Consider the following 21,911-nt stretch of genomic DNA (forward strand, 5'->3'; position numbering starts at 1 on the left):
GGTGTGCCGCCGGCACGCGCTGGTGCCGCATCACTTGTAGCCGCATCACTGGCAACGGTAGGCACGCACCCCCGCCCGGGGGCATCACGTGAATGCGTAGTCATGTCCGGTAGCGGCGTCAGGGACGCTCTGCGACTCCGGGAACCGGCCGGCCGTCTCGCAGCAGCCGGGCAAGCTGTGTACGCGTGGTGACCTTGAGCTTGCGGAAGACTTTGCGCAGATGGTAGTCGACCGTGCTGGCGCTGATGAACAGCCGCGACGCGATCTCGGGGTTGGTGGCTCCCTCGGCCGCCAGCATCGCGACCCGTCTCTCCTGGGGGGTGAGCTGGTCACCGAAGCGGGACCTGCGTCTGAGGGTGGGCTCGCCGGCCGCCGACAGTTCGCTGCGGGCCCGTTCGGCGAAACCGTCCATGCCGAACCGCACGAACATCTCGTGCGCCCGCCGTAGTTGGTCCCGTGCCTCAAGGTGGCGGCGCTCGCGCCGCAGCCACTCCCCGTACAGAAGATGGACACGGGCCACCGCGGCACGCAGGCCGGTGCGCTCGAGCCGGCCCAACGCCGTGCGGTACAGGTCCTCGGCATCCGGGCCGACGGCGAGCAGAGCCCGGCAGTGTGCCTCGACGCCCGCCGCCCAGTGGCTGGAGCAGGGCCCGGTCGTCCCGCACAGCTCCCCCAGGGCCTCGTCGGCCTGGTCCTGGTGTCCGGTACGTACGGCCGCCTCGACGAGCTCGGCCAGCGCCCAGTTGCGGATGCGCTGGATGCTGGAATCGGAGCAGGCCAGGCGCGCGGATTCCAGCGCCTGCTCGTATCGGCACGCACCGTTGTGGAGGACGGCGCCGGCCCACTGGAGGTAGGTCAGCGCCATGCCTTCGCCCCGCGCCATCGAGTCCCGGGTCGCGGTGCGGATCGCGGCAAGGGCCTCGTCGTCCCGGCCGCGGAAGACGGCGAGCCCCACCTCGGCGTAGGCGACCGGGCCGGCACCGGTCATGCAGGTGACGTCGGCAGCCGTCTCGGCCAACGACGCGGCCTGCAGGAGTTCACCGCCCAGCAGGTGCAGTCCCGCACGGGTGGCCGCGGCGACCGGGAGGATGCTGATCGCCCCTCGTACCTCGCACGATCGCAGCAGCCGCGTGGCCAGCAGTCGCCAGGCCTCGTCGTCCCACAACAGTCCAGCGCCATGGCCGGCCAGCCACAGCCAATACAGTTCCTCCTCCGGGGCCAGTTCCTCCGTGGTGAAAGCCGATACCGCCCTGCGCAATACCGGAACCGCGGCGCCGCGGCCTTCGACGATGAGGAGCGTCAGTCCGTCCAGCAGGAGGTCCGAGGCGCGTGGCACCGGCGCCGCGGGCACCCGGCGAGCGCTGCGGGCGATCTCCGCGATCCGGCACTCGTCACCGAGCCGGCCGGCGAGCAGCGCAGCGGCCAGGGCTTGCAGATAGACATCCCTCGCACGGGAGGCGTCGATGGACTCGAATCGGCGGGCCGCGCGCAGCAGCACGGGGGCGGCTCCACCGCCGAAACTGCGGGCGAAGGCGATCTGTCCTCGCAGCAGCTCGCTGTTGGCGGCCCGCAGCTCGTTCTCGGGCCCCCGGTCGGCCAGCGTGAGGAGGCCGAGAGCGCTGTCGTACGCGCCGGCCTGCTGCTTGGCGCGTGCCGCACGCAGCGCCCGTTCCGCCCTGGCGGCGGGGTCGGCGGTGAGCGCGACCGACCGCTCCAGGAATGCCCCGGCGGCAGCGATACCACCACGTGCCAGGGCCCGGTGTGCCGACCCCTCGAGCTCCGCCGCGGCTTCCTCGTCGAAGCCGACGGCAGCCTGCGCGCGGTGCCAGGCACGCCGGTCCGGTTCCGAAGGACCGGTGACGTCCGCCAGAGCCCGGTGCGCGGCCCGCCGCTGCGACGGCGGCACCGCCTGGTAGACAGCCGACCGCACCAGGGGATGGCGGAAGACCACCCGCGTGCCGATGGACAGCAGCCCGTCGGCCTCGGCCGCCGCCGCGGCCGAGCCCCCGATTCCCAGACGGGCGGCCGCGCGCCACAGCAATGCGGCGTCTCCCGTCGGTTCCGCCGCGGCCACCAGGAGCAGCATGCGAGTGGCCGCCGGAAGGCGGAGGACCCTGCTACGGAAGCTTTCCTCGATGCGCCCCGGCACGGCTGCGGTGTCGGTCGGACCGAAACCGCCCGCGAACCCCGCGGCCGTCATGGTCCGGGGCAGTTCGAGCAGGGCCAGCGGACTGCCCCGGGCCTCCGCCGCGATCCGCTCCACGACCACCTCGTCCAACGGCACGTGCAGGGCCGAGTGCAGCAAGGCGCGGGCGTCCCCGGGGCCGAGCCCGGTCAGCACCACCTCCTGCAACCCGCGTAGACCGCCACCGGCGCGGCGAGTGGCGAACACGAGACCTAGGGGCTCCGCACCGACGCGGTGCGCCACGAACGTGAGCGCCTGGGCCGAACCGGGATCGAGCCACTGGGCGTCGTCGATCACACAGATCAGCGGTTGGCGGGCCGCCGCCTCGGACAACAACCCGAGTACGGCCAGGCTCAGCATGAGGCGGTCGGGCGCCGTTCCGGTCCGCAGCCCGAAGGCCGCGGCCAGCGCGTCCTGCTGCGGTCCGGGCAGGTGCTCCAGCGTGGCCAGGAACGGCGCGCAGACCTGATGCAGCCCCCCGAAGGGCAGTTCCGCCTCCGCTTCCACACCGGCGGCTCGCACCACGTGGAAGCCGACCGCGGTCCAGGCCATGTGGTCGAGCAGCGCGGACTTGCCGATACCGGGCTCACCGACGACCACGAGAGCGCCACCCCGTCCGGCCTTGACGGCGTCCTGCCAGCGGTCGAACAACGCGCACTCGGCACGCCGGCCCAGCAAATCCGCGGGACGCCCCGGCAGCACCATGTTCCCAATCTACCCGCGGCATCCAGTCCGCACCTCTGCTACCTGGGCTTATGCCCGTCCGGCACCGCCGGAATGGCCGCGGCCGGGTTGTTGAGCTCGTGCGTGCGTGAACCCCGCCGCCGGCGAGCCGAGCGCGAGCACCCGCTCGCGTCGGCCGGCCACCGGCTGAATGTTCTTGAGAGGGAAGAACAGCCCCTCCAGCAGATGTAGCACGAGGTCACCGGTGGCCGGCGCTTTCACCTTTCGAGCGGAACAACGACCAGGATCAGTGATCGTCAGCGGTGTGATCATGAGGGCGCTAGGTTGTGGTCGGAGGTGACCATGCTGGAAGTTCTCGGGCTGGACCAGCCTGCCGAGGCGTTGTACATCATCCTGGTCGACAACCCGCCCATGTCCGTCGAGCAGTTGTGCCGCCGTACCGGCATCGAGCCCGACACCGCCATCGCCGCTCTGGTGCGGCTGGAGGACGGCGGCTTGATATCCCGGCTGCCCGGCAGTCCGCCCATGTACACCGCGATGCCACCCGACCACGCCCTGGAAGTGCTTCTGCTCGCTCGCGAACGTGACATCCACCGGGTGCGTGCGCTGAGCGAGCGGCTGACACAGCGGCACCGCGAGGCTCGTCGCAGCCGGGACTCGACGTCGCTGATCCAGGTGGTCACGGGCCGCGACGGCGTCGCCCGCTGCGGGCAGCAGTTGTTCAAACGGGCCGAGCGGGAGATCCGCGGCATCGACGCGCCTCCCTATGCCCAGGCGAGTGACGGCGAACGCGTCAACTCCGCCACCGCCGTGGCCGGACGCAGCGTTCGCAGCCGCTTCATCCATGCCCGGGACACCCTCAGCATGCCCGGTGTCGTGGCGCGGGTGGAGGTCGACATCTCGGCGGGCGAAGAGGTCCGGTTCCTGCCCGAGGCCCCGATGAAGCTGATCATCGCGGACGACCAGGCAGCGCTGATTCCGCTGCTGGCCACACCTCAGGTGCTGGACGCGTGCATCCTGGTCCATCCCTCCGCCCTGCTCGACGCGCTGTCCACCCTCTTCGAGTCACTGTGGGAGCAGGCGCAGCCGTACCTGCCGGGAAGACCGGCGTCGGTCGGCCCGAACGAGTTCGTCAACGACGAGGAGCGGCGGATCATCTCCCTGTTAGCCATGGGTATGTCGGACGAGGCCATCGCCCGACAACTGGGAATCGGCCACCGCACGGTGCAGCGCCGGGTACAGGCACTGCTAGGCCGGTTGGGGGCGGCTAGCCGGTTCCAGGCCGGAGTGCTCGCCGCCAGCCGCGGCTGGTGGCGGCCGGATCATGAACAGCACGCCGCACCCCTGGCGTTGAGCGGCGAGCCCGGTCGCGCCGGTCCGTGAGCCGCGGTGCGCGAACAGCCGTGGCCCGGCGGTGCGCGAGGCGCACCGCCGGGCCGGGCCGGCCATGAACCGGCCGGCCCCGTCTCACCTCGCCCGCAGACGGAAGTCCGACGTGACCACTCCCCCCTTCACCAGCCGGATCGACCGGGTCGTGGGCCGGTAGCCGTCGGCCCGCACGACCACCCGCACGGGACCGCCCTTCACCGGCAACCAGGCGGAGTACGTGCCGTCCTGAGCCGTCGTCGCGGTCAGAGCGCCGGTCGGGCCGTCGATGTCGATCGTGGCACCCTCGAGGGGCGCCACCTCACCCGCGGGCGTCGTACCGGAGACGGTCCCGGTCAGCCGGCCCCAGCCGGCCGGCGGTACCACCGTCATGGCCACCGGCAGTGACACCGCGCCGTATGGGGTGTCCGTGTCGACGACGAGCGCGGCCCGGTGCGCACCGGCGTCGGCGGCGGTCATCGCCCCGGCGTCGAGGGTCAGCCGTATCCGGGCCGACCCGTGCGCTTCGACCGTGAGCTTCCCGGCCGATTCCGCGAGCCACGGTACGTCGCCATGTGCCTGGTCCCAGCCCGGCAGTTCGCGCACGGCCTGCTGCGGCACGCTGTAGGCGTCCATGCCCCCGATCGCGAACCAGCCGGGCGCCGACTGGGCACCGAGCACGGGTTCGGCCAGGTTGGGCAGCGCCGACCAGGTGTCGGTGGCCGGGTCATAGGCGTGCGCCTCGTTGGTCAGCGCACCGGCGCTCACCTCGAAGCCACCGGCGACCAGCAGTTGGCCGTCGGCCGCCGTCCCCGTGGCACCCCAGACGTCGGCCGGGGCGTCGGCCACCCGGTGCCAGGTCCCGCTCGCCCGGTCCAGCGCGTAGGCGTGGTCGGTGGCCTGTGGGGAGTGACCGTCGGGCTCGTAGGCACCGCCCGCGCAGTGGGCCACGCCGTCCGCGACGCCGCACACCGGGTACGAGATCGGCTCCGGGTAGGGCTTGCCCGCCGACCAGGTGTCGGTCGCCGGGTCGTAGACCTGGACGTCGGCGCTGCCGCAGTTGATCCGGTCGCAGCCGCCGATCACGTACAGCCGGTCACCGAGGACGACCGAGCCGGCGGCACCGTACGCCTTGGGCGCGTCCGCGATCTGCGACCAGGTGTCGGTGACCGGGTCGTAGACCTCGCCGCCCGCGATGGGCGCGCCCGAGGCGTCGCGGCCGCCGGTGACGTACAGCTTGCCGCGGATGAAGCCGTAGGCCGGACCGAGTCGCTTGGTGGCCGGCGCCGTGAGTGCGCGCCAGGTCGCGGTACCCGGATCGTAGGCGGAGAAGGCACCGCTCCACTGGCCACCCGGAGCCTCACCGAGGCCGGCGTACAGCGTGCCGTCGTCGACCGCGGCGATCCCCGCGAAGGTCCCGGTCGGCAGGTCGGTCAGCGCGGACCATTCCTGCCCGGCCGGGGTGCGGGCTGCGGACGCCGGTGCGGCGGCGGTGCGCGGCAGGGTGTTCGGGGTGAGTGCCGCTCTGGCGTGCCGGGCGGGGGCACCGGCCGATGCCGCCGGAGTGCCACCGAGGCTCTGCTCGCCGAGCGAGACGGTGGCGGGCGTACCGCCGGTGTTGTGAACCGTGACCGTGACGTTCTTCCTGGCACCCCACGGCACGTCGGCCGTCACCGCCTGGACGTCGTAGCGCAGTTGAGCCGGGTGCAGGGTGAAGTCGGCCGTGGTGACGGTGTCGGCCCGTACCCTGACCGTGTCGGTGACGGGCGGGTATCCGAAGCCGGGCAGGCCCGCGGTGAATTTCTGCGGGCCCGTGCGCGACGAGAACAGCCAGTACAGGCCGTCGCCGCGTGCCAGGTCGCCCGGCGCGGCCACCATACGGCCGCTGTCGGCGGCCACCGCCGCGGCGGCGACGGTCGCGCCGAGGACGCCGTGGCCGGAGTTGGCGTCGTCGATCCGGCCGACCAGCAGCCCACCGGGACGGGTGACCAGGGCCGGGGTTCCGACTCTCACGTCGTCGATCTGCCAGATGCCGGTCAGGGAGCCCGTGAAGTGGAATCTGACGCGTACCGACTTCTTGCCGGCGTACGAGGCCAGCGGCACCGCTTCGTGAGCCGGACCGGCGACGATGTCGGTGTGGTGCCACAGGGTGGTCCAGGTCGCGCCGCCGTCGGTGCTCGCGTCCACGTCCGCGGTCAGGTCGCCGACCCGGTAGAGCGAGGGCAACGCCGTGTCGAACTGCAGCTCTGGGGCCCGCTCGGCGCTGAAGTCGTAGCTGGGGCTGATGAGTTCGGTGTCGGCGGGTGCCCAGCCCAGGGCGAAGTCGTCCACTTCGGCGAATCGGCCGGTGCCGCCGGTCTGGTTGCCCCGGTTGAGCGGGTCGTCGAACTGCCAGCCGCCGGCCGCGGTGTTGTCGCGGACCGTCCATCCGTCGGGCCTGGCCGCGGTCGGGAAGGACTGCGACTCGCCACCGTGGTAGGTCATTTCGTAGCCGGGAGCCAGTGTGCCCGTGGTGTCGAGCGGCAGTGTCAGGTCGGCGGTGCGCGGGGCGGACCTCACCGGGGCAGTGGTGTCGGCGGCGCGGTAGCCGGGATAGAGCGCCGTGGCGTGCAGCGTGTAGGTGTGGTTCTCGGGCACGCGGACCGCGTACCGGCCGGTCGCCGGGTCGGTGAAGAACGTGCCGGGCACACCGTCGACCGTGAGCCGGGCGTAGACGCCCCAGCCGTGCTGCCCGCCGTCGCGGACGGTGCCGGACAGGGTCTGTGAGGGCAGCGCGGTCAGCGCCACGTTCTTGGTCAGTGTGGCACCGTCGTCCACGCGGACCGTGCCGAGGTCGGTGTCCCGGTAGCCGAAGGCGCTGATCGTCAGCGCGTACGAGCCCGCCGGTATGTCCAGCCGGTAGGCGCCCCGCGCGTCGGTGGTCGCCCGGTGGTCGCCGAGCGCGACCGTGGCGCCGGGCGCCGGCCGGCCGGTGCCCGCGTCGGTGACCGAGCCGGAGACGGTGCCGTGCGGACCGGGGCGGAAGGCGGTGGTGCCGTCCGGTGTGCCCAGCCCGCTCGGTCCGTCGTAGCCGGGCTGCGCGGAGCAGGTGAAGGCGGGGGTGCAGTCGGGTGTCGGGCCGTGGCCGCACACCGAGCGGTCGGCGCAACTGGCGTCGTCGCCCTGGGTCACGTCGTGGAGGGCGCCGGGCGCCTGGTACGGGTAGGCGGCCGGGTATGTTCCGGAGACGGGGGTGCCGGCCAGCGCGTACACGCCGGCGATGATCGGCGCGGAGGCGCTGGTGCCCCCGTAGACGTTCCAGCCGCCGTCGGAGAAGGAGTTGTAGACCGCCACGCCGGTGGCCGGGTCCGCGACGGCGCTGACATCCGCGACCGAGCGGCCCGCGCAGTCGACGGCCGACTGGAAGGCGGGTTTGGGCTCGACGTCCGAGCAGCCCGATCCGGGCGCGCCCCAGTGCTGCTGACCGTTGCCGTCGACGGTGGTCGCGTTCCACACCGACTCGTTCCAGCCGCGGGTACTGCCGTCGCGCGCCAGCGAGGTGCCGCCCACCGCCGTCACGTACGGCGAGGACGCCGGGTAGCTGGCGCCGTAGCCGTCGTCACCGGAGCTGAAGACGACCGCGACTCCTGGGTGGTTGAAGTACGCCTCGTCGTAGGCAAGTTGGCCGCTGTCGTCGCTGTAGCCGCCCCAGGAGTTGGAGACGTAGCGCGCGCCCAGGGACACGGCGGTGTTCTCGGCCGTGCCCAGGTCGTCGGAGGACGCGCTGTCGGCCTCGACGAGCAGGAGGTGCGCGTCGGGTGCGATCGCGGAGACCATGTCGAGGTCGAGGGAGATCTCGCCCGCCCAGCCGTCGTCTGCGGCCGGGTAGGCGGCGGCGCCGTGTTCGTCCACCTTCCGGAAGCAGCCGTTGTCCGAGGTGCAGGCGGGCAGCCCGTACTGCCTGCGGTAGACGGCGAGATCGGCCTCGGCGCCGGGGTTGTCGTAGGCGTCGACGATGGCGATCGTGGCCCCGGCCCCGCCGTCGGCCGGCAGCCCGTAGGCCGCGCGCAGGTCGGCCGGGGAGTAGCCGTCGGGGTCCGCCTGGCCGGCCGCGGCGCGGCGCAGGCCGAGCGTGGCGGGGACGTCGGTGCGGCGCAGGGCGAAACACGTGAAGGAGCCGGGTCGCGGTGTGCCGCAGGCGGGCTCGGCGGCGACGGTGGTCGCCGAGGAGGCGGACGGTTCGGACGTGGAGTGCGCGGCGAGGGCCTGTCCTGGCAGCAGTGCCACCAGGACGGCGAGGACGGCGGCGGCCACCGCGGCCGCGACGGACGGAGGGCGAGACGGTCTGCGCCGCCCGGGTCCGGCGGGCGATCTGTGCAGCAAGGACGGCTCCAGGAGGTGACGGGGCGGGGGCCCGTGGGCCCGGCTTCGTTCGACACACGGGCGTTCAGCGGAAGAGACGTGTTGACCAGCACAAAAGTCCATCCATTCGCATCGGCTGGTCAACGCGGACAGCTGGCGGTTTGACGCCGTGTCGTATTCACGCCTTCGACACATTCCGGTGAACGCGGGTCCGCAGCAGGCGTTTTGTGTCCGCTCAACGGACAGACGGAATCGCGCATTCTCTGCGAAACGCCCCTGAATCACGACCGGGAGATACCGAGACGACACCTCAATATTGACGGTCAGTCACCATGGTCACGGAAAGCAAATGATTGACACACGAATTACCGGCCCCGCTAATTAGCCCCCGGTGAATACCGAGACATTCACCGTCGCCCGAGAGCCGTGTACGGGTCGACCCCAGCAACCACGCATGGGAGTCACACGTTGCGCACCACAGGCACGACAACGCGAACCAGATCCCCTCTCAGACGAACGATATCCACCGGCCTGGCCGTCCTCGGCGCCACCGCGATGGCGCTGCTCGGCCTGCAGGCACCGGCGTCCGCCTCGGACGCCGCGCCAGCCTCCGCCTCTGCCGCCTCGGACGGCGCACGCCCGCTCTTCGAGCCGACGTGCGCCGTACCCAAGCGCAGCCACTTCTCCTGCTTCGCCCTGCGCCGCTCCGACGTGAAGTCGGTCAAGGGCGTGATGCGGTCGGCCGACACACCCAACGGCTACGGCGCCGCCGATCTGCAGAGTGCCTACAACCTGGCCGCCGACGGCGGTGGCGGGCAGACCGTCGCCATCGTCGACGCCTTCGACGACCCCAGCGCCGAGGCGGACCTCGCCGTCTACCGCGAGCAGTACGGACTGCCGGCCTGCACCACGGACAACGGCTGCTTCCACAAGGTCAGCCAGCGGGGCGGGACCGACTATCCCGATCCCGACCCCGGCTGGGCCGGCGAGATCTCTCTCGACCTCGACATGGTCTCCGCGGTCGCGCCCAACGCCCACATCCTGCTGGTCGAGGCGGACGACAACAGCTTCGAGAGTCTGTCCTCGGCGGTCGACGAAGCCGTCGCGCTCGGCGCGAAGTTCGTCTCCAACTCCTACGGCAGCGACTACCGCGGCGGCAACGGTGAGGACCCGTCCGAGACCACCACGCTGGACGCCCACTACAACCACCCGGGTGTCGCGATCACCGCGTCCACGGGCGACTACGCCTACGGCGTCGGCTACCCGGCGGCCTCCCAGTACGTGACCTCCGTGGGCGGCACCACGCTGACCCGGGCCCCCTCCACACCGCGCGGCTGGACCGAGTCCGCCTGGAACCTCGCCGGCTCCGGCTGCTCACTGTACGAACCCAAGCCGGCGTTCCAGCACGACACCGGCTGTGACAACCGGGCGCTCGCCGACGTCTCCGCCGTCGCGGAGGACGTGGCGGTCTACCAGACCTACGGCAACGGCGGCTGGGCCGTGTACGGCGGCACCAGCGTCTCCGCTCCCATCATCGCGTCGGTGTACGCCGACGCCGGAACCCCCGTGAGCGGCACCTACCCGAACTCCTACCCGTACGCGACGCATGCCGGGATCAACGACATCACCACCGGCAGCAACGGCAGTTGCTCCCCGTCGTACCTGTGCAACGGTACCGACGGCTACGACGGTCCCACCGGCCTCGGCACCCCCGCCGGTCTGTCCGCGTTCCGCAGCGGCCCGCACGGCGTGATCGCCGGCAGCGTGACCGACGGCACCACCGGCAAGGCCGTCAGCGGAGCCACCGTCAGCGCGGGCACCAACGTCGCCCACACCGACGCCTCCGGCGCGTACTCCCTCGCGGTGCCGACCGGCACCTACGACGTCACCGTCCAGGCGTTCGGATACGCCGACGGCTCGGCCGACAAGGTCGTGGTCGACGACGGCGCCACGCTCACCAAGAGCTTCTCCCTCACCCCGGTACCCAGCCGGACCGTCGCAGGCAAGGTCGTCGACGGCTCCGGCCACGGATGGCCGCTCTACGCCAAGATCACCGCGGACGGCGTGCCCGGCTCCGTGTGGACCGACCCGGCCACCGGCTCCTACAGCCTCGACCTGCCCGAGGGGCACACTTACACCCTGCACGTCGCCACGGCCTCCACCGGCTACCGCGCCGTCACCAAGAAGATCGACGTCGGTGGCTCCGACCAGACCGTCGGCTTCTCGGTCCCCGTCGACTCCTGGGCCACCAGCACGCCCGGATATCAGGTCCACGACACCGGCAGCACCGAGCCCTTCGACGCCACCGACGCCCCGCCGGCGGGCTGGAGCGTGGTCAACGCGGATGGGACAGAGGGCGGTTGGCAGTTCGACGACCCCGGCAACCGCGGCAACGGCACCGGCGGTGACGGCGCGTTCGCCGTCGTCGACAGCGACCACTTCGGCGGCGCGGCCTCCCAGGACACCTCGCTGGTGACCCCTGTCTACGACTTCAGCGGCAAGGACAATCCCGAACTGGCCTTCAACACCCAGTACCAGCAGTTCACCAACCAGACCGCCGAGGTCGAGGCCACCGAGGACGGCGGCAAGACCTGGACCAAGGTCTGGACCGCGGGTTCATCGATCTTCCCCGGCCAGCGGATCACCGTCCCGCTCACCGACTTCGCGGGCAAGTCCGCGGTGCGGTTGCGCTTCCACTTCACCTCCCACTTCGGCTGGTGGTGGTCCGTCGACAACGTCCTCATCGGTGACCGCGAGGTCACACCCACACCGGGCGCCCTCGTCGTCGGCACCGTGACCGACGCGAACACCGCCACCGGCGTGGTGGGTGCCACCGTCACGAGCCAGGACAAGCCCGCCGAACAGGCCACCACGGTCGCCACCCCCGACGACCCCAACCTCCCCGACGGCTTCTACTCACTCCTCTCGACCACCTTCGGCAGTCACCCCTTCACCGCGGCCAAGTCCAAGTACACCTCCCTGTCCAAGGCGGCGAAGGTCGGCGCGGACAGCACGGTCACGGCCGACTTCAGACTCAAGGCCGGGAACATCACCATCACCCCCGCCTCCGTCGCCGCCACCGTCGCCTGGGGCGGATCCAAGTCACAGAACCTGACGGTGAAGAACACCGGCGGCGCGCCCGCGACGGTCAAGCTCGGCGAGCAGTCCGGCGCCTTCACCCAGCAGGGCAAGGGCGCCGCCCTGCGGACCGTCAAGGGCGACTTCACCCCACTGTCCAGCAAGGCCCACGCCAAGAGCGGCACGGCCAAGCCCGCTGCCGTCCCTTCCGACGGCCCGTGGCAGACGGTCCCCGACTTCCCTGGCGCCATCATGGACAACGCTGTCGGCGCGCATGACGGCAAGGTCTACTCGGCCTTCGGGTACACGGGATCGGCCGACAGCAAGGACATGTACGTCCTCGACCCGGTCGCCGGCAGCTGGACGAAGCTGGCGAGCGCGTCCGACACCCGCGAGGACCCCGCGCACGGCTTCATCGACGGCAAGTTCTATGCCGTCGGCGGCTGGGCCTCGTCCGGCAACCCCGACGCGAAACTGGAGATCTACGACCCGAGTTCGGACAGCTGGACCACCGGCGCGTCCGCGCCCAAGCCGTACGCCGGCTCCGGAAGCACCGTCCTCGACGGCAAGCTCTACATGATCGGCGGATGCGGCGCCGACTCCTGCGGCACCACCGACGCAAGTGTCTACGACCCCAAGACCGACACCTGGTCCAAGATCGCCGCCTACCCCGAGCCGATCTCGTGGCAGGCCTGCGGCGCCATCGACGACCTGCTCTACTGCGCGGGCGGTCTGGGCTCCGACAACAACGACGTGACCCACACCTACGTCTACGACCCGGGGGCCGACAGCTGGTCCCAGCTCGCCGACATGCCCTCCGCGCAGTGGGGTTCGGCGTCCACCGCGGCCAACGGACAGCTGCTGCTGGCCGGCGGTGTCGGCAACAACGCGCTCACCAACCGCAGCCAGGCCTTCGACCCGAAGGCGGGCACCTGGAGCGCGCTTCCCAATCCCACCGTGCCCACGTACCGGGGCGGCGGCGCCCCCGGCTTCTACAAGATCGGCGGCGGCACCGCGCCCAGCACCCCGACGTCGAAGGCCGAGCTGCTGCCCGGCTACGACCAGACCGGATCGGGCGACATCACCTGGCTGGGCGAAAGCACCCAGCAGCTCACCCTGGAGCCCGGCGCGAAGGCGACCGTCACCGTCTCCCTGGACGCCTCGGTCCCCGAGGTGACCCAGCCCGGTGACCTGACCGCCGCCCTCACCGTGGGCACCGACACGCCGTACTCCGTGCCGCGCGTACCGGTCAGCCTGCACGTCAACCCGCCCAAGACCTGGGGCAAGATCACCGGAACCGTCCTGGGGGCCACGTCGTCCGGCGGCACCGCGCCGCTGGCCGGGGCGACCGTCCAGATCGACAGCTGGGCCTCGACCTACACCCTCACCACCGCGGCCGACGGCACGTACGCCCTGTGGCTCGACGCCCGCAACAATCCGCTGACCGTCATCGTCGCCAAGGACGGCTACCAGCCGACCGTGACGACGGTGAAGATCCAGAAGGGAGCGACGGTCACCAGCAACTTCACCCTGAAGCGCAAGTAGCGCGGAAGGCCACGACAAGGCGCCGACAGCGCCTGGAACCGCACCGCCGTCGCGCTGTCGGCGCACGCTGGGCATGAAGGGTGGGCCGGTCCTCGCGGACCGGCCCACCCGTCCCCGCATTGCGTGTAAGGCATACGATATTGCCCGTGACGCAAGAAGATGGGGAGCTGGACAGCCTCGTACGCAAACGCATCCGCGCGCTGCGTGTGGCGCAGGGCTGGTCCCTGGAGGAGCTGGCCACCCGTGCCCGCCTCAGCCAGTCCTCACTGAGCCGGATCGAGAACGGCCGGCGCCGCCTCGCACTGGATCAGTTGGTCACCCTCGCCCGCGCCCTGGACACCACGTTGGACCAACTCGTGGAGACCGCCGCCGACGACGTGGTCACCAGCCCGATGATCGACAGCACGCACAGCCTGATGCGCTGGCCCGTGAAGGGCGATCCCGGCATGAGCGTGGTGCGCCAGCGCATGACCGAACCACCACCCGAGAGCCCGGCGCGCATGCGTGCCCACCCGGGGCGCGAATGGCTCGTCGTCCTCTCGGGCACGGCGATCCTCATGCTCGGCCACCGCCGCTTCCGCATCGAGACCAACCAGGCCGCCGAGTTCCCCACGATGATGCCGCACGCGATCGGCGCCGAGGGCGGACCCTGCGAGATCCTGGGCATCTTCGACCGCGACGCCCGCCGCGGCCATCTGCGCGAGGACAGCGACTGACGCTCGGGGCGCTCGCGAACGACGGCGCGGGTCCCGGAGCGGTGGCAATCTTGCGCGTCGGGCAGCACAGCCGACCATCTCCTTGCGCAAACGGCAAGACGCCGTGCCCCAAACGCATAGCCGTCCTAGCGTGCACGCATGAACCAAGCTCACCCGCACACGCCCCACCACGGCGCTCCGCACGACCGCCACCAGGAACACGGAGCCGACGGTCAGGCGGAGATTCTCGACCTCGACGCCGAGGTCCTCGCCGAGCACATGGCCTCCATCACCGCGTGGCTGCCCCTCAGGACCGGCCCGGGCCAGATCGTGGATCTGGGCTGCGGCACGGGCGCGGGCACCTTCGCCCTCCTCGACCGCTTCCCCGACGCGCACGTCACCGCCGTCGACACATCCGCCGGACACCTCCAGCACCTGCGCGAAAAGGCATGCGCCCGCGGTGTGGAGAAGCACGTACGCACCGTGCGGGCCGACCTCGACGACCCCGCATGGCCCGACCTCGGATCACCGGACCTGGTGTGGGCGTCGGCCTCCATGCACCATATGGCCCACCCGGATCGCGCACTGCGCAGCGTCCACGACGCGCTCGCGCCCGGCGGCCTGTTCGCCGTCGTCGAGCTGGCCGGCTTCCCCCGCTTCCTGCCCGAAAGCGCCCCGGCGGGCCGTCCCGGCCTGGAAGAGCGCTGCCACACCGCGAGCGACCGCTTCCACGCCGAGCACGTACCCCACCGCGGCGCCGACTGGGGGCCGATGCTGACCGCCGCCGGATTCACGGTCGAGGGCGAACGCACCATCACCGTGAACATCGACGGTTCCCGCAGCGAAGCGATCGGCCGCTACGCCCTCGGCAGCCTGCGACGCATCCGCGGCGCCGCCGCCGCAACGCTCTCCCCCGATGACCTCACCGCACTCGATCAGCTCCTCGACACCGGCGGCCCGCACAGCATCCTGCGCCGCGACGACCTGACGGTGCGCACCGAACGCACCGTCTGGGCGGCACGCCGCACCTGATCCCCAGCAGCCCCGGTTGCGAGCGGGCGGCGCCGGCACAAGACGGAACCCAGTGCCGCGGCACTAGTCCGTCACGCGGAACAGCCAGCTCCCCGCGCCAACCGTGAAGTGGGCGTAGCCGCCCCCGCGTTCGCCGGCCGTCGCGGCCGCGGGTGCGTGTACTCTCTGGCGTCCGCTGACCGGTACGAGGACATCGGCGGTCGACCCCACCGGCACGTCGACGCGCAGGGTGAGGTGTCCCGGCGTCCGCGTCCACGACGAGGTGATCCGGCCGAGCGGTGACTCGACATGGGCGGAGGCGTGCGTCAGATCGCCGACGACACGGGGGTGAATCGTCACCTTCGTGTAGCCGGGCGCGGTGGCTTCGATGCCGGCGACATCCTGGTAGAGCCAGTCGTCCACCGTTCCGAGGAAAGCGTGGTCGTGGGAGCGCGAGTTCGCGTTCCACTCCTCCCACATGGTCGTGGCTCCCAGGCCCTCGAACCAGTATCCCCAGCCGGGGTAGGTCGGGTTGGTGGCCACCGTGTAGGCCAGATCCGCGTGTCCGGCATCGGTGAGGACCGGAAGGAGCACCTTGGTACCGAGCGCTCCGGTGTCCAGGTGGTCGGCGCGGGCGTGGATGTCGGCGACGAGGTTGTCGATCACGGCTCGGCGGTGCTCCTCAGGAACCAGGCCGAAGCTCAGCGGGAGCAGGTTCGACGTCTGCCGGTAGCCGGCGGCCTCGTCGTCGTAGTAGGCCTCCTTGTCCCGGCTGTAGAAGGTGGCGTTGAAGGTGTCCTTGACCTTGGCGGCGAACCCGTCGAAGTGCCGCGCGTCGGCATCGTGGCCCAGCGCCTTCGCCATCGTCGCGAGCCGTGTCGCGGTGAGGTAGATGTACGCGGTTCCTGAAAGCCGGGTACCCTCCGGCGCGTTGGCGCCTTCCGGGGAGAGCCAGTCGCCGTAGCTGAAGCCGGTGTAGATGCCGCCGGTGCCGGTGATGTCGTGCTCGTAGTACGCCAGCCAGGCCTTCATCCCGTCGTAGTTCTCGGCTACCGCCTTGGTGTCGCCGTAGTACCAGTACAGGTCCCAGGTGCCGAGCACGAAACTGGCCGACCAGATGGGATCCTTGACCTGTTTGCCCGACTCGGTGGTGGGCACGGTCGGGCCGATCGATCCGTCGTCGTTCTGGTCATCGCGGTGGGAGCGCATCCAGCTCTCGTAGAAGTTCCGCATGTCGAAGTTCGCGATCGCCGAGTCCGCGTACAGGAAGCCGTCGGCCGTGTAAGGACGCTTCTCGTACATGGGTGTGTCGGTCGGGATCGAGTGCAGGTTGTTGAGGATCGTGTCGGCCTGCGCGTCCTGGTAGCGGTTCAGCAGTTCGCTCGAGCTGGTGAAGTCGCCGGTGGACGCCACCGCCGTGTGGACCCTCATCCCGTCGACCGACCGGAGGGTGACCCCCTGGGGGACGACGACCTGGGCATAGCGGAAACCGGCGTAGCTGTAGCTCGGCCGGTACTGCTCCACCCCGTCGCCCTTGAGGGTGTACGAGTAGGTCTGCAGAGCCATCCCGAAGGCGCCGGTGTTGTCGACGGTGCCATCGGCGCGCAGCTTCTCGCCGTAGGTGACCGTGACCGTCGCTCCGGCAGGGCCCTGGACCCCGATGCGCGCCCAGCCGGCCGTGGGGCTGCCGTAGTCGTAGACGTGTGTGCCCTCAGCCGGATCGGTGGTGTGTTCGGCCTTCAGGTGATCGGTCACCTTGACGGGCGGGAAGCTTTCCGAGCGAAGCGTGCCCTTCGGTCCGTCCACGCCCAGCGCGGGGCGCCAGGCGTTGTCGTCGAAGCCGGGACGGTTCCAGCCGGGCTGCTCCGCACGGGCGTCGTAGGTCTCCCCGAACCAGAGCGACTGCGTGGTCGTCGGCCCGTCGGACACCTTCCATCCGCTGTCGCTGACCACTTGTCGGTGCGTGCCGTCGGTGTAGGTGATGTCGAGTTCCAGCTTCAGCTTGGGCTCGCCCCACCAGGAGGACGCCTGCCACTCGTCCGGGTTGGTCATGGCGTAGAAGCCACGGCCCAGGCTGACCCCGATGGCGTTGCCGCCGGTGCGCAGCGCGTCCGTGACGTCGTACGTCGAGTACAGGACGGTCTTGTCGTACACCGTGAATCCGGGTTCGAGTTCCCGGTCACCGATGCGTCGGCCGTTCAGGTAGAGCTTGTTGTAGCCCAGACCCGCGACATGGGCCCGCGCCGAGGCGACGGGCTTGCCCGCGGTGAACTCGTCCCGCAACAGCGTCTCCGGTGGGGGCGGGGCCGACACCGAACGGCCCCAGGGGCCTGAGCCGTAGTGGGCGGCGTCGAGGGCGTTCGGCCACGCCGCGTCGTCGTACCCGGGCTGCTTCCAGCCGTCGTCCGCGGCGTTCGAGGCCTTCCAACTGCTGTCGGTGACGAGGTCGGCCGGTGATCCCGCCCCCTCGAAGTGCAGACTTCCGAGCACACCCGCCGGCCCCTGATCGGTGTTCGTCGCCTCCACCGCCAGCACGTTGGTGCCCGCGTGCAGGTACGGGGCGATGTCGATGACGCTCGCTGTCCTCCAGGAGTCCGCGACGCGCGCGGAGCTGGTCACCTCGGCGCCGTTGACGAACAGCGCGAAGTGGTCATCGGCGGTCAGTTGCATCTCCGCCGTGCTGATCTGCGCCCCGGCGGGCAGGTCGAAGCTCCGGCGCAGGTATCGCGTGCCGGCGGGAGCCGAGTCGGACGGGTTGCCTTCGGGGTACCAGATCCAGTGCGCGTCGTCGAGGCGCAGTGCGGGCGCCTTGGCGTGCGCTCCGATCCACGCCCCGCGGAAGTCGCCGGGGTCGACGAAAGCCGTCTCGAACCGCGCTTCACCACTCCACGGGGACGCCTTCCCTGCGCGGTCCCAGGCCCGTACGCGCCAGTAGTAGCGCGTGCGGGACGCGAGAGCGGGACCGCCGTACGTCACGTCGAAGGACCGGGAGGAGCGCACGCGCCCGCTGTCCCACACCTCTCCCCGGCCGCCGCGCGACGTCGACAGCTCGACCTCGTAAGCCACTTGCTCGACAGCGGTCCGACCGGCCGCGCCACGACCCGGGCCCGCCTGCCAGCTCAGCCTCGGCCGGGGGACGTCGACACCCAGTGGCTGGACCTGGTGCTCGACTTCGAGGTCGCCCACCACGAGCGCCGATCCGCCTGCCGCCAGGCCCTGCTGGAGATCCGGAACGGCCACCGCCGCCGCCCCGGGCGTGGCCCCAAGTCCTGACGCGGCCGCTATGAACGACAGCATCAGCCCGACAGCCATCCTGCGCTTCCTCACGCTTGCCTCCCTCGACGGCGAACGGATCGGCACGCGGTGCGAACGCCGCTTCACCGAGTGGTTGAAACGTTTCAAATCCCTCGTATGTCACTCAACCACAGGCGTCACGACGGCGACAAGATGTCGTCGGCCGCCCGGTTCGCGGGCGCCTCCGACCACCATCCGCATGGCGCGTACGCCTCATGCGAGGCATCCCACGCCCGCGACCAACCGCCCCTGAGGCGCCAGGTGTTCACGGCGACGGCCTTGAACACGTGCCGCGGGTGGACCTTCGGCTGTCCCCGGTGGCTGTGGCGCATGCCGTGTCCGTGGGTGGACCCGTGTTCCCGAAGCAGCGGTCTGTCAGGCGCTCGTAAGGGCGATGCAGTCGCCGGAAGACGTTCAGCCGAACCGCCGTCCTCGCTGCCTCCCGGCGAGGACGGCCAAGTCGCTCCGCGGGCTCGCTACCCTTCCCGGCCGGGACATTGCAGCATCGCCAAGTGTCCCGGGTCATGTCACCGGTAGTCGTCCATCGCCGCCAGGAAGGCCCCGAGCGCTCGGCGCCTTCCCCACGTCCTGTGGCCGGGTGGGGGTGTGTCGCAGACCACATCGCACGAATTTCGGCTCGCCCTGTAAGAAAGGGGCTGCCGCGCGCATTGCTGGGTGAGACAACCGATACGAGGGGACGGCGCGTGACAGCGCAACATTTCCGGGACGTCTACGAGGAGTGCTGTCCGCGCGTCCTCGCCTACGCCACGAGCCTGGTGGGACGGCAGGTGGGGGAGGACATCACCAGCGAGACCTTCACCATCGCCTGGAGGCGGGTACGAGATCTGCCGGACCCCGCGCTGCCATGGCTCCTGGGCGTGGCCCGCAACCTGGTGCGCGAGCTCCGACGCCGGGACAGCCATCAGTACGCCCTCGCCGCCGCGGAGGCCCAGCGCATCACCAGTGGCGCCCGGGTGGACGTCGGTGATGACGTCGCGGCGGTCGTGACCGAACGGGAAGCCGCACTGCAGGCCCTGGCCGGCCTGCCCGAGGCCGACCGGGAGCTGCTGACACTGATCGCCTGGCAGGGGCTGAGTGCCAGACAGGCCGCACAGGTCCTGGGCTGCACCACCGCGACGCTGACCGTCCGGCTGTACCGGGCGCGCCGTCGTCTGGAAAGCGCCCTGGAACCGTCCTCCGTCCTGGACAGGGCACCCGTACCGGTCGCGGTGTCCCGGCCGGAGCGGCCGTCCTTGGCCAAGACGGCGAATTCCGCGCCGACCGTCCCGTCCCGCACCCCACTGATCGCAAAGGAGCACTGACGTGAAGAACAGCAACGGACGGTCTGGGCGGCCCGACGTCATGCAGGTGCTCGCGGGGGCCCGGCCCGACGAACTGGATCCGTCCCGCCTCGCCAACTCCCCGCGTCAGCGCGAGGACCTGGACCGCATCATGGCCGGGGCGGCGGAGATTGGCGCGACCCGCTCCCAGGTACGGGTGCGCCTGCGCGGCGGGATCAGGCCGCTCGGAGCTGCCACGGCTCTCGCGGCCGTCGCCGCGTCCGTGGTGGTCGTGAGCACGGTCGACCAACGGGAGCCGTCCGGACGTCCGTCCGCACATCCGCGGTCCTCCACCGCCACGGCGGGGTCGAGTTCGTCGGCGCCGGACCTCCACGTCGACGGCCGCCTCGAACTGCTCAGCGCGGCGAAGAAGGCGGAGACGTCGGCCACGGGGGGAACGTACTGGCAGACCACCACGCGGTCGGAGAACGTCGAGGTCGCCGGTGAGAAGGGGGGATTCTTCGCCGTGCGCACCACGTCGACCGAACAGTGGTCCGTGGGGGTGCGCGCCGGGGCCCAGAGCCTCATGGTCTCCGGTCTGGACTCCGTGACCGAGCCGCGCACCAAGGCGGACGAGGCGCGCTGGCGGGCCGCGGGCTCACCTCACACGGTGAAGTTCGAGGTCAAGAACTCGGTCGGAACGAACACGCTGGGCCTCACGATGGGCACCAGTCGGCCCATGGTCATGCGGACGAACGTGGACGACAAGATCTACGCCCTCGGCCCACGCAACGTCTCGTATCAGGACCTGGCTGAACTTCCCTCCAGGAGCGGAGAGTTGCGTCACTACTTGGAGCGGCTGTACGCGGCGGACAGCGGTGACGGGACCGGTGCCGGGCGCACGGCCTGGGAACTGCGCCAGGCGGCCAACCTCATCACGATGCCGGTGAAACCCGCTGTACGGGCCGCCGCGTATCGGGTGATGGCGGATCTGCCCGGCGTCGGACTGCGGGGGCGGGTCTCCGACCCGCTGGGTCGTACAGGCGTCGGTGTGGTGTTCCCCGGTACGGACCGGACCCCACTGGGGATCACGGAACAGTGGCTGGTCGTGGACCGGTCCACCGGCGCGATGCTCAGCGAGCAGCAGGTGTTGGTCGAACCGTCGGCGCGGGCCCGGGAAGCGGGCCTCAAGGCGGGCGCGACGCTGAACTACCAGGCGACGACCCGGATGAGCTGGGGCGAGCACCAGATCACGGTGCCGGAGAACGCCCACCACTGAGCCTCGAACCTGCCTCCGCGGCCCCATCCGCGGGCCCCCCAGGGAGGCAGGCGCGGAGCGAGAACCCCACGCAACAGCCCTTCGGGGCTGACCTGGCAGGACTCCTGACGCGCGCCCCGCCGACGCGTGCCGGTGCCCCGGAAAGGCAGCCTGGTCAAGGGCGACGCCCGCACGGGCACGTCGCTGCCGCATCACGGCCACCTTGCGGCCGGCCGACGGGGCGCGCTTCCGTGCCAGAAGGTCCGCGCGGATCGCTCACCAAGTTCTGTCGGACAGCAACCACGTTGGGAACCATGACTACACAAGAGCGCCGTCCGGTCCCGGCGGCCAGGCGTCCCGAGCAACGGCTCCGCGGCGGTCACAGAGCCCCACACCGCCCGAAGCGGGTTGTGGCCGCGACCGTTGTCCTCTCCGCCATGGTGAGCGGGTGCGTAGCCCTCGTGACAAGAACCGGCCACGGTGAGCGGTTGTCCGTGCGGGCGGACGACACGAACGCGGGACAGGAGACACGTACTCGGGAGCCGTCCGCTTCCGCCACCACCAGTCCACCGGTGACGCCGGTCCCGAGGAAGCTCCCCGGCGTGGGGCCCGGCACGCTGGCCCACATACCCCGTCGGACCCGCCAGGTATTGCTGGTCACAGGCGACGGCAGGAACTCCTCGAGGTCCCGTGCGGTGCTGTACCGCCGCACCGGCGCGGGCTGGGAGCCCGGCCCTGTCTGGCAGGCTCACAACGCCTTCAAGGGCTGGACGCATGATCACCACGCCGGCGATCTCCGCTCCCCGGTCGGCGTCTTCACGCTCACGGACGCGGGCGGCCGACTCGCCGACCCAGGGAGCGGGTTGCCCTACGACCGCTCGGGAGGCTTCACCGTGCGCGGTACGGGATTCGAGGGTGAGCCACTCGCAGGATCCTTCGACTACGTCATCGCGATCAACTACAACCACCGGCCCGGTACCTCCCCGCTGGACTGGACCCGCCCGATGGGTGCCGGCAAGGGGGGAGGCATCTGGCTGCACGTCGACCACGGCGGCCCCACGCACGGATGCGTCAGCCTTGGCGAGGGCCACATGAAGGAACTGCTGCGCAACCTCGACCCCGCTCAGCACCCGGTGATCGTCATGGGAGACGCGCCCTCGCTCACCGCCTGAGGA

Annotated in this window: 11 protein-coding genes; 7 read left to right on the top strand and 4 right to left on the bottom strand. The window is 71.1% G+C overall.

The annotated features are described in order from the left end of the window. Window positions 1-118: 118 nt before the first annotated feature. The gene (locus HEP85_RS02740) at window positions 119-2,890 is read right to left on the bottom strand and encodes an AAA family ATPase (RefSeq protein ID WP_168525870.1); all 2,772 of its coding nucleotides are present in this window, start codon (window positions 2,888-2,890) and stop codon (window positions 119-121) included. 48 nt (window positions 2,891-2,938) lie between these two features. Continuing rightward, the gene (locus HEP85_RS02745) at window positions 2,939-3,181 is read right to left on the bottom strand and encodes a hypothetical protein (RefSeq protein WP_168524940.1); all 243 of its coding nucleotides are present in this window, start codon (window positions 3,179-3,181) and stop codon (window positions 2,939-2,941) included. 30 nt (window positions 3,182-3,211) lie between these two features. Here HEP85_RS02745 and HEP85_RS02750 point away from each other — a divergent pair, with 30 nt between their 5' ends. After that, entirely contained in the window at window positions 3,212-4,252 is a 1,041-nt protein-coding gene (locus HEP85_RS02750; RefSeq protein ID WP_168525872.1) for a LuxR family transcriptional regulator, read from the top strand. A gap of 84 nt (window positions 4,253-4,336) precedes the next feature. On the opposite strand, the gene HEP85_RS02755 is transcribed toward HEP85_RS02750, so the two are convergent. Then, the gene (locus tag HEP85_RS02755; RefSeq protein ID WP_369657560.1) at window positions 4,337-8,596 is read right to left on the bottom strand and encodes a carboxypeptidase regulatory-like domain-containing protein; all 4,260 of its coding nucleotides are present in this window, start codon (window positions 8,594-8,596) and stop codon (window positions 4,337-4,339) included. Window positions 8,597-9,043: 447 nt separating this feature from the next. Between HEP85_RS02755 and HEP85_RS02760 the strand changes: the two genes are divergently transcribed. The 3 genes from HEP85_RS02760 to HEP85_RS02770 all read left to right on the top strand — a co-directional run bounded on the left by HEP85_RS02760 (window position 9,044) and on the right by HEP85_RS02770 (window position 14,925). Then, window positions 9,044-13,198 (top strand): carboxypeptidase regulatory-like domain-containing protein, encoded by a 4,155-nt coding sequence (locus HEP85_RS02760; protein WP_348772363.1) that lies wholly within the window; start codon window positions 9,044-9,046, stop codon window positions 13,196-13,198. A gap of 146 nt (window positions 13,199-13,344) precedes the next feature. Further along, window positions 13,345-13,914 (top strand): helix-turn-helix domain-containing protein, encoded by a 570-nt coding sequence (locus HEP85_RS02765; protein WP_211117798.1) that lies wholly within the window; start codon window positions 13,345-13,347, stop codon window positions 13,912-13,914. Between the two features lie 138 nt (window positions 13,915-14,052). Next, on the top strand, window positions 14,053-14,925 hold the full coding sequence (locus tag HEP85_RS02770; protein ID WP_168525880.1) for a class I SAM-dependent methyltransferase: 873 nt from the start codon (window positions 14,053-14,055) through the stop codon (window positions 14,923-14,925). Between the two features lie 63 nt (window positions 14,926-14,988). Here HEP85_RS02770 and HEP85_RS02775 read toward each other — a convergent pair whose 3' ends face one another. Beyond that, window positions 14,989-18,231, bottom strand: a complete 3,243-nt coding sequence (locus tag HEP85_RS02775; RefSeq protein ID WP_211117800.1) for a family 78 glycoside hydrolase catalytic domain — start codon at window positions 18,229-18,231, stop codon at window positions 14,989-14,991. Window positions 18,232-18,902: 671 nt separating this feature from the next. Between HEP85_RS02775 and HEP85_RS02780 the strand changes: the two genes are divergently transcribed. The 3 genes from HEP85_RS02780 (at window position 18,903) to HEP85_RS02790 (ending at window position 21,908) form a co-directional block, all read left to right on the top strand. Beyond that, window positions 18,903-19,520, top strand: a complete 618-nt coding sequence (locus HEP85_RS02780; RefSeq protein WP_168525882.1) for an RNA polymerase sigma factor — start codon at window positions 18,903-18,905, stop codon at window positions 19,518-19,520. Between the two features lies 1 nt (window position 19,521). Then, window positions 19,522-20,757, top strand: coding sequence for a CU044_5270 family protein (locus tag HEP85_RS02785; protein ID WP_168525883.1), 1,236 nt, complete (start codon window positions 19,522-19,524; stop codon window positions 20,755-20,757). A gap of 416 nt (window positions 20,758-21,173) precedes the next feature. Continuing rightward, window positions 21,174-21,908, top strand: coding sequence for a L,D-transpeptidase family protein (locus HEP85_RS02790; protein WP_168533243.1), 735 nt, complete (start codon window positions 21,174-21,176; stop codon window positions 21,906-21,908). Window positions 21,909-21,911 lie beyond the last annotated feature (3 nt).

The sequence above is a fragment of the Streptomyces sp. RPA4-2 genome (assembly GCF_012273515.2).
GTDB lineage: Bacteria > Actinomycetota > Actinomycetes > Streptomycetales > Streptomycetaceae > Streptomyces > Streptomyces kaempferi.

Bases quoted from the DNA above. Each gene is read 5' to 3' on its own strand.
- HEP85_RS02740 (WP_168525870.1), bottom strand. From the start codon at position 2,890: ATGGTGCTGCCGGGGCGTCCCGCGGATTTGCTGGGCCGGCGTGCCGAG.
- HEP85_RS02745 (WP_168524940.1), bottom strand. From the start codon at position 3,181: ATGATCACACCGCTGACGATCACTGATCCTGGTCGTTGTTCCGCTCGA.
- HEP85_RS02750 (WP_168525872.1), top strand. From the start codon at position 3,212: ATGCTGGAAGTTCTCGGGCTGGACCAGCCTGCCGAGGCGTTGTACATC.
- HEP85_RS02770 (WP_168525880.1), top strand. From the start codon at position 14,053: ATGAACCAAGCTCACCCGCACACGCCCCACCACGGCGCTCCGCACGAC.
- HEP85_RS02790 (WP_168533243.1), top strand. From the start codon at position 21,174: ATGGTGAGCGGGTGCGTAGCCCTCGTGACAAGAACCGGCCACGGTGAG.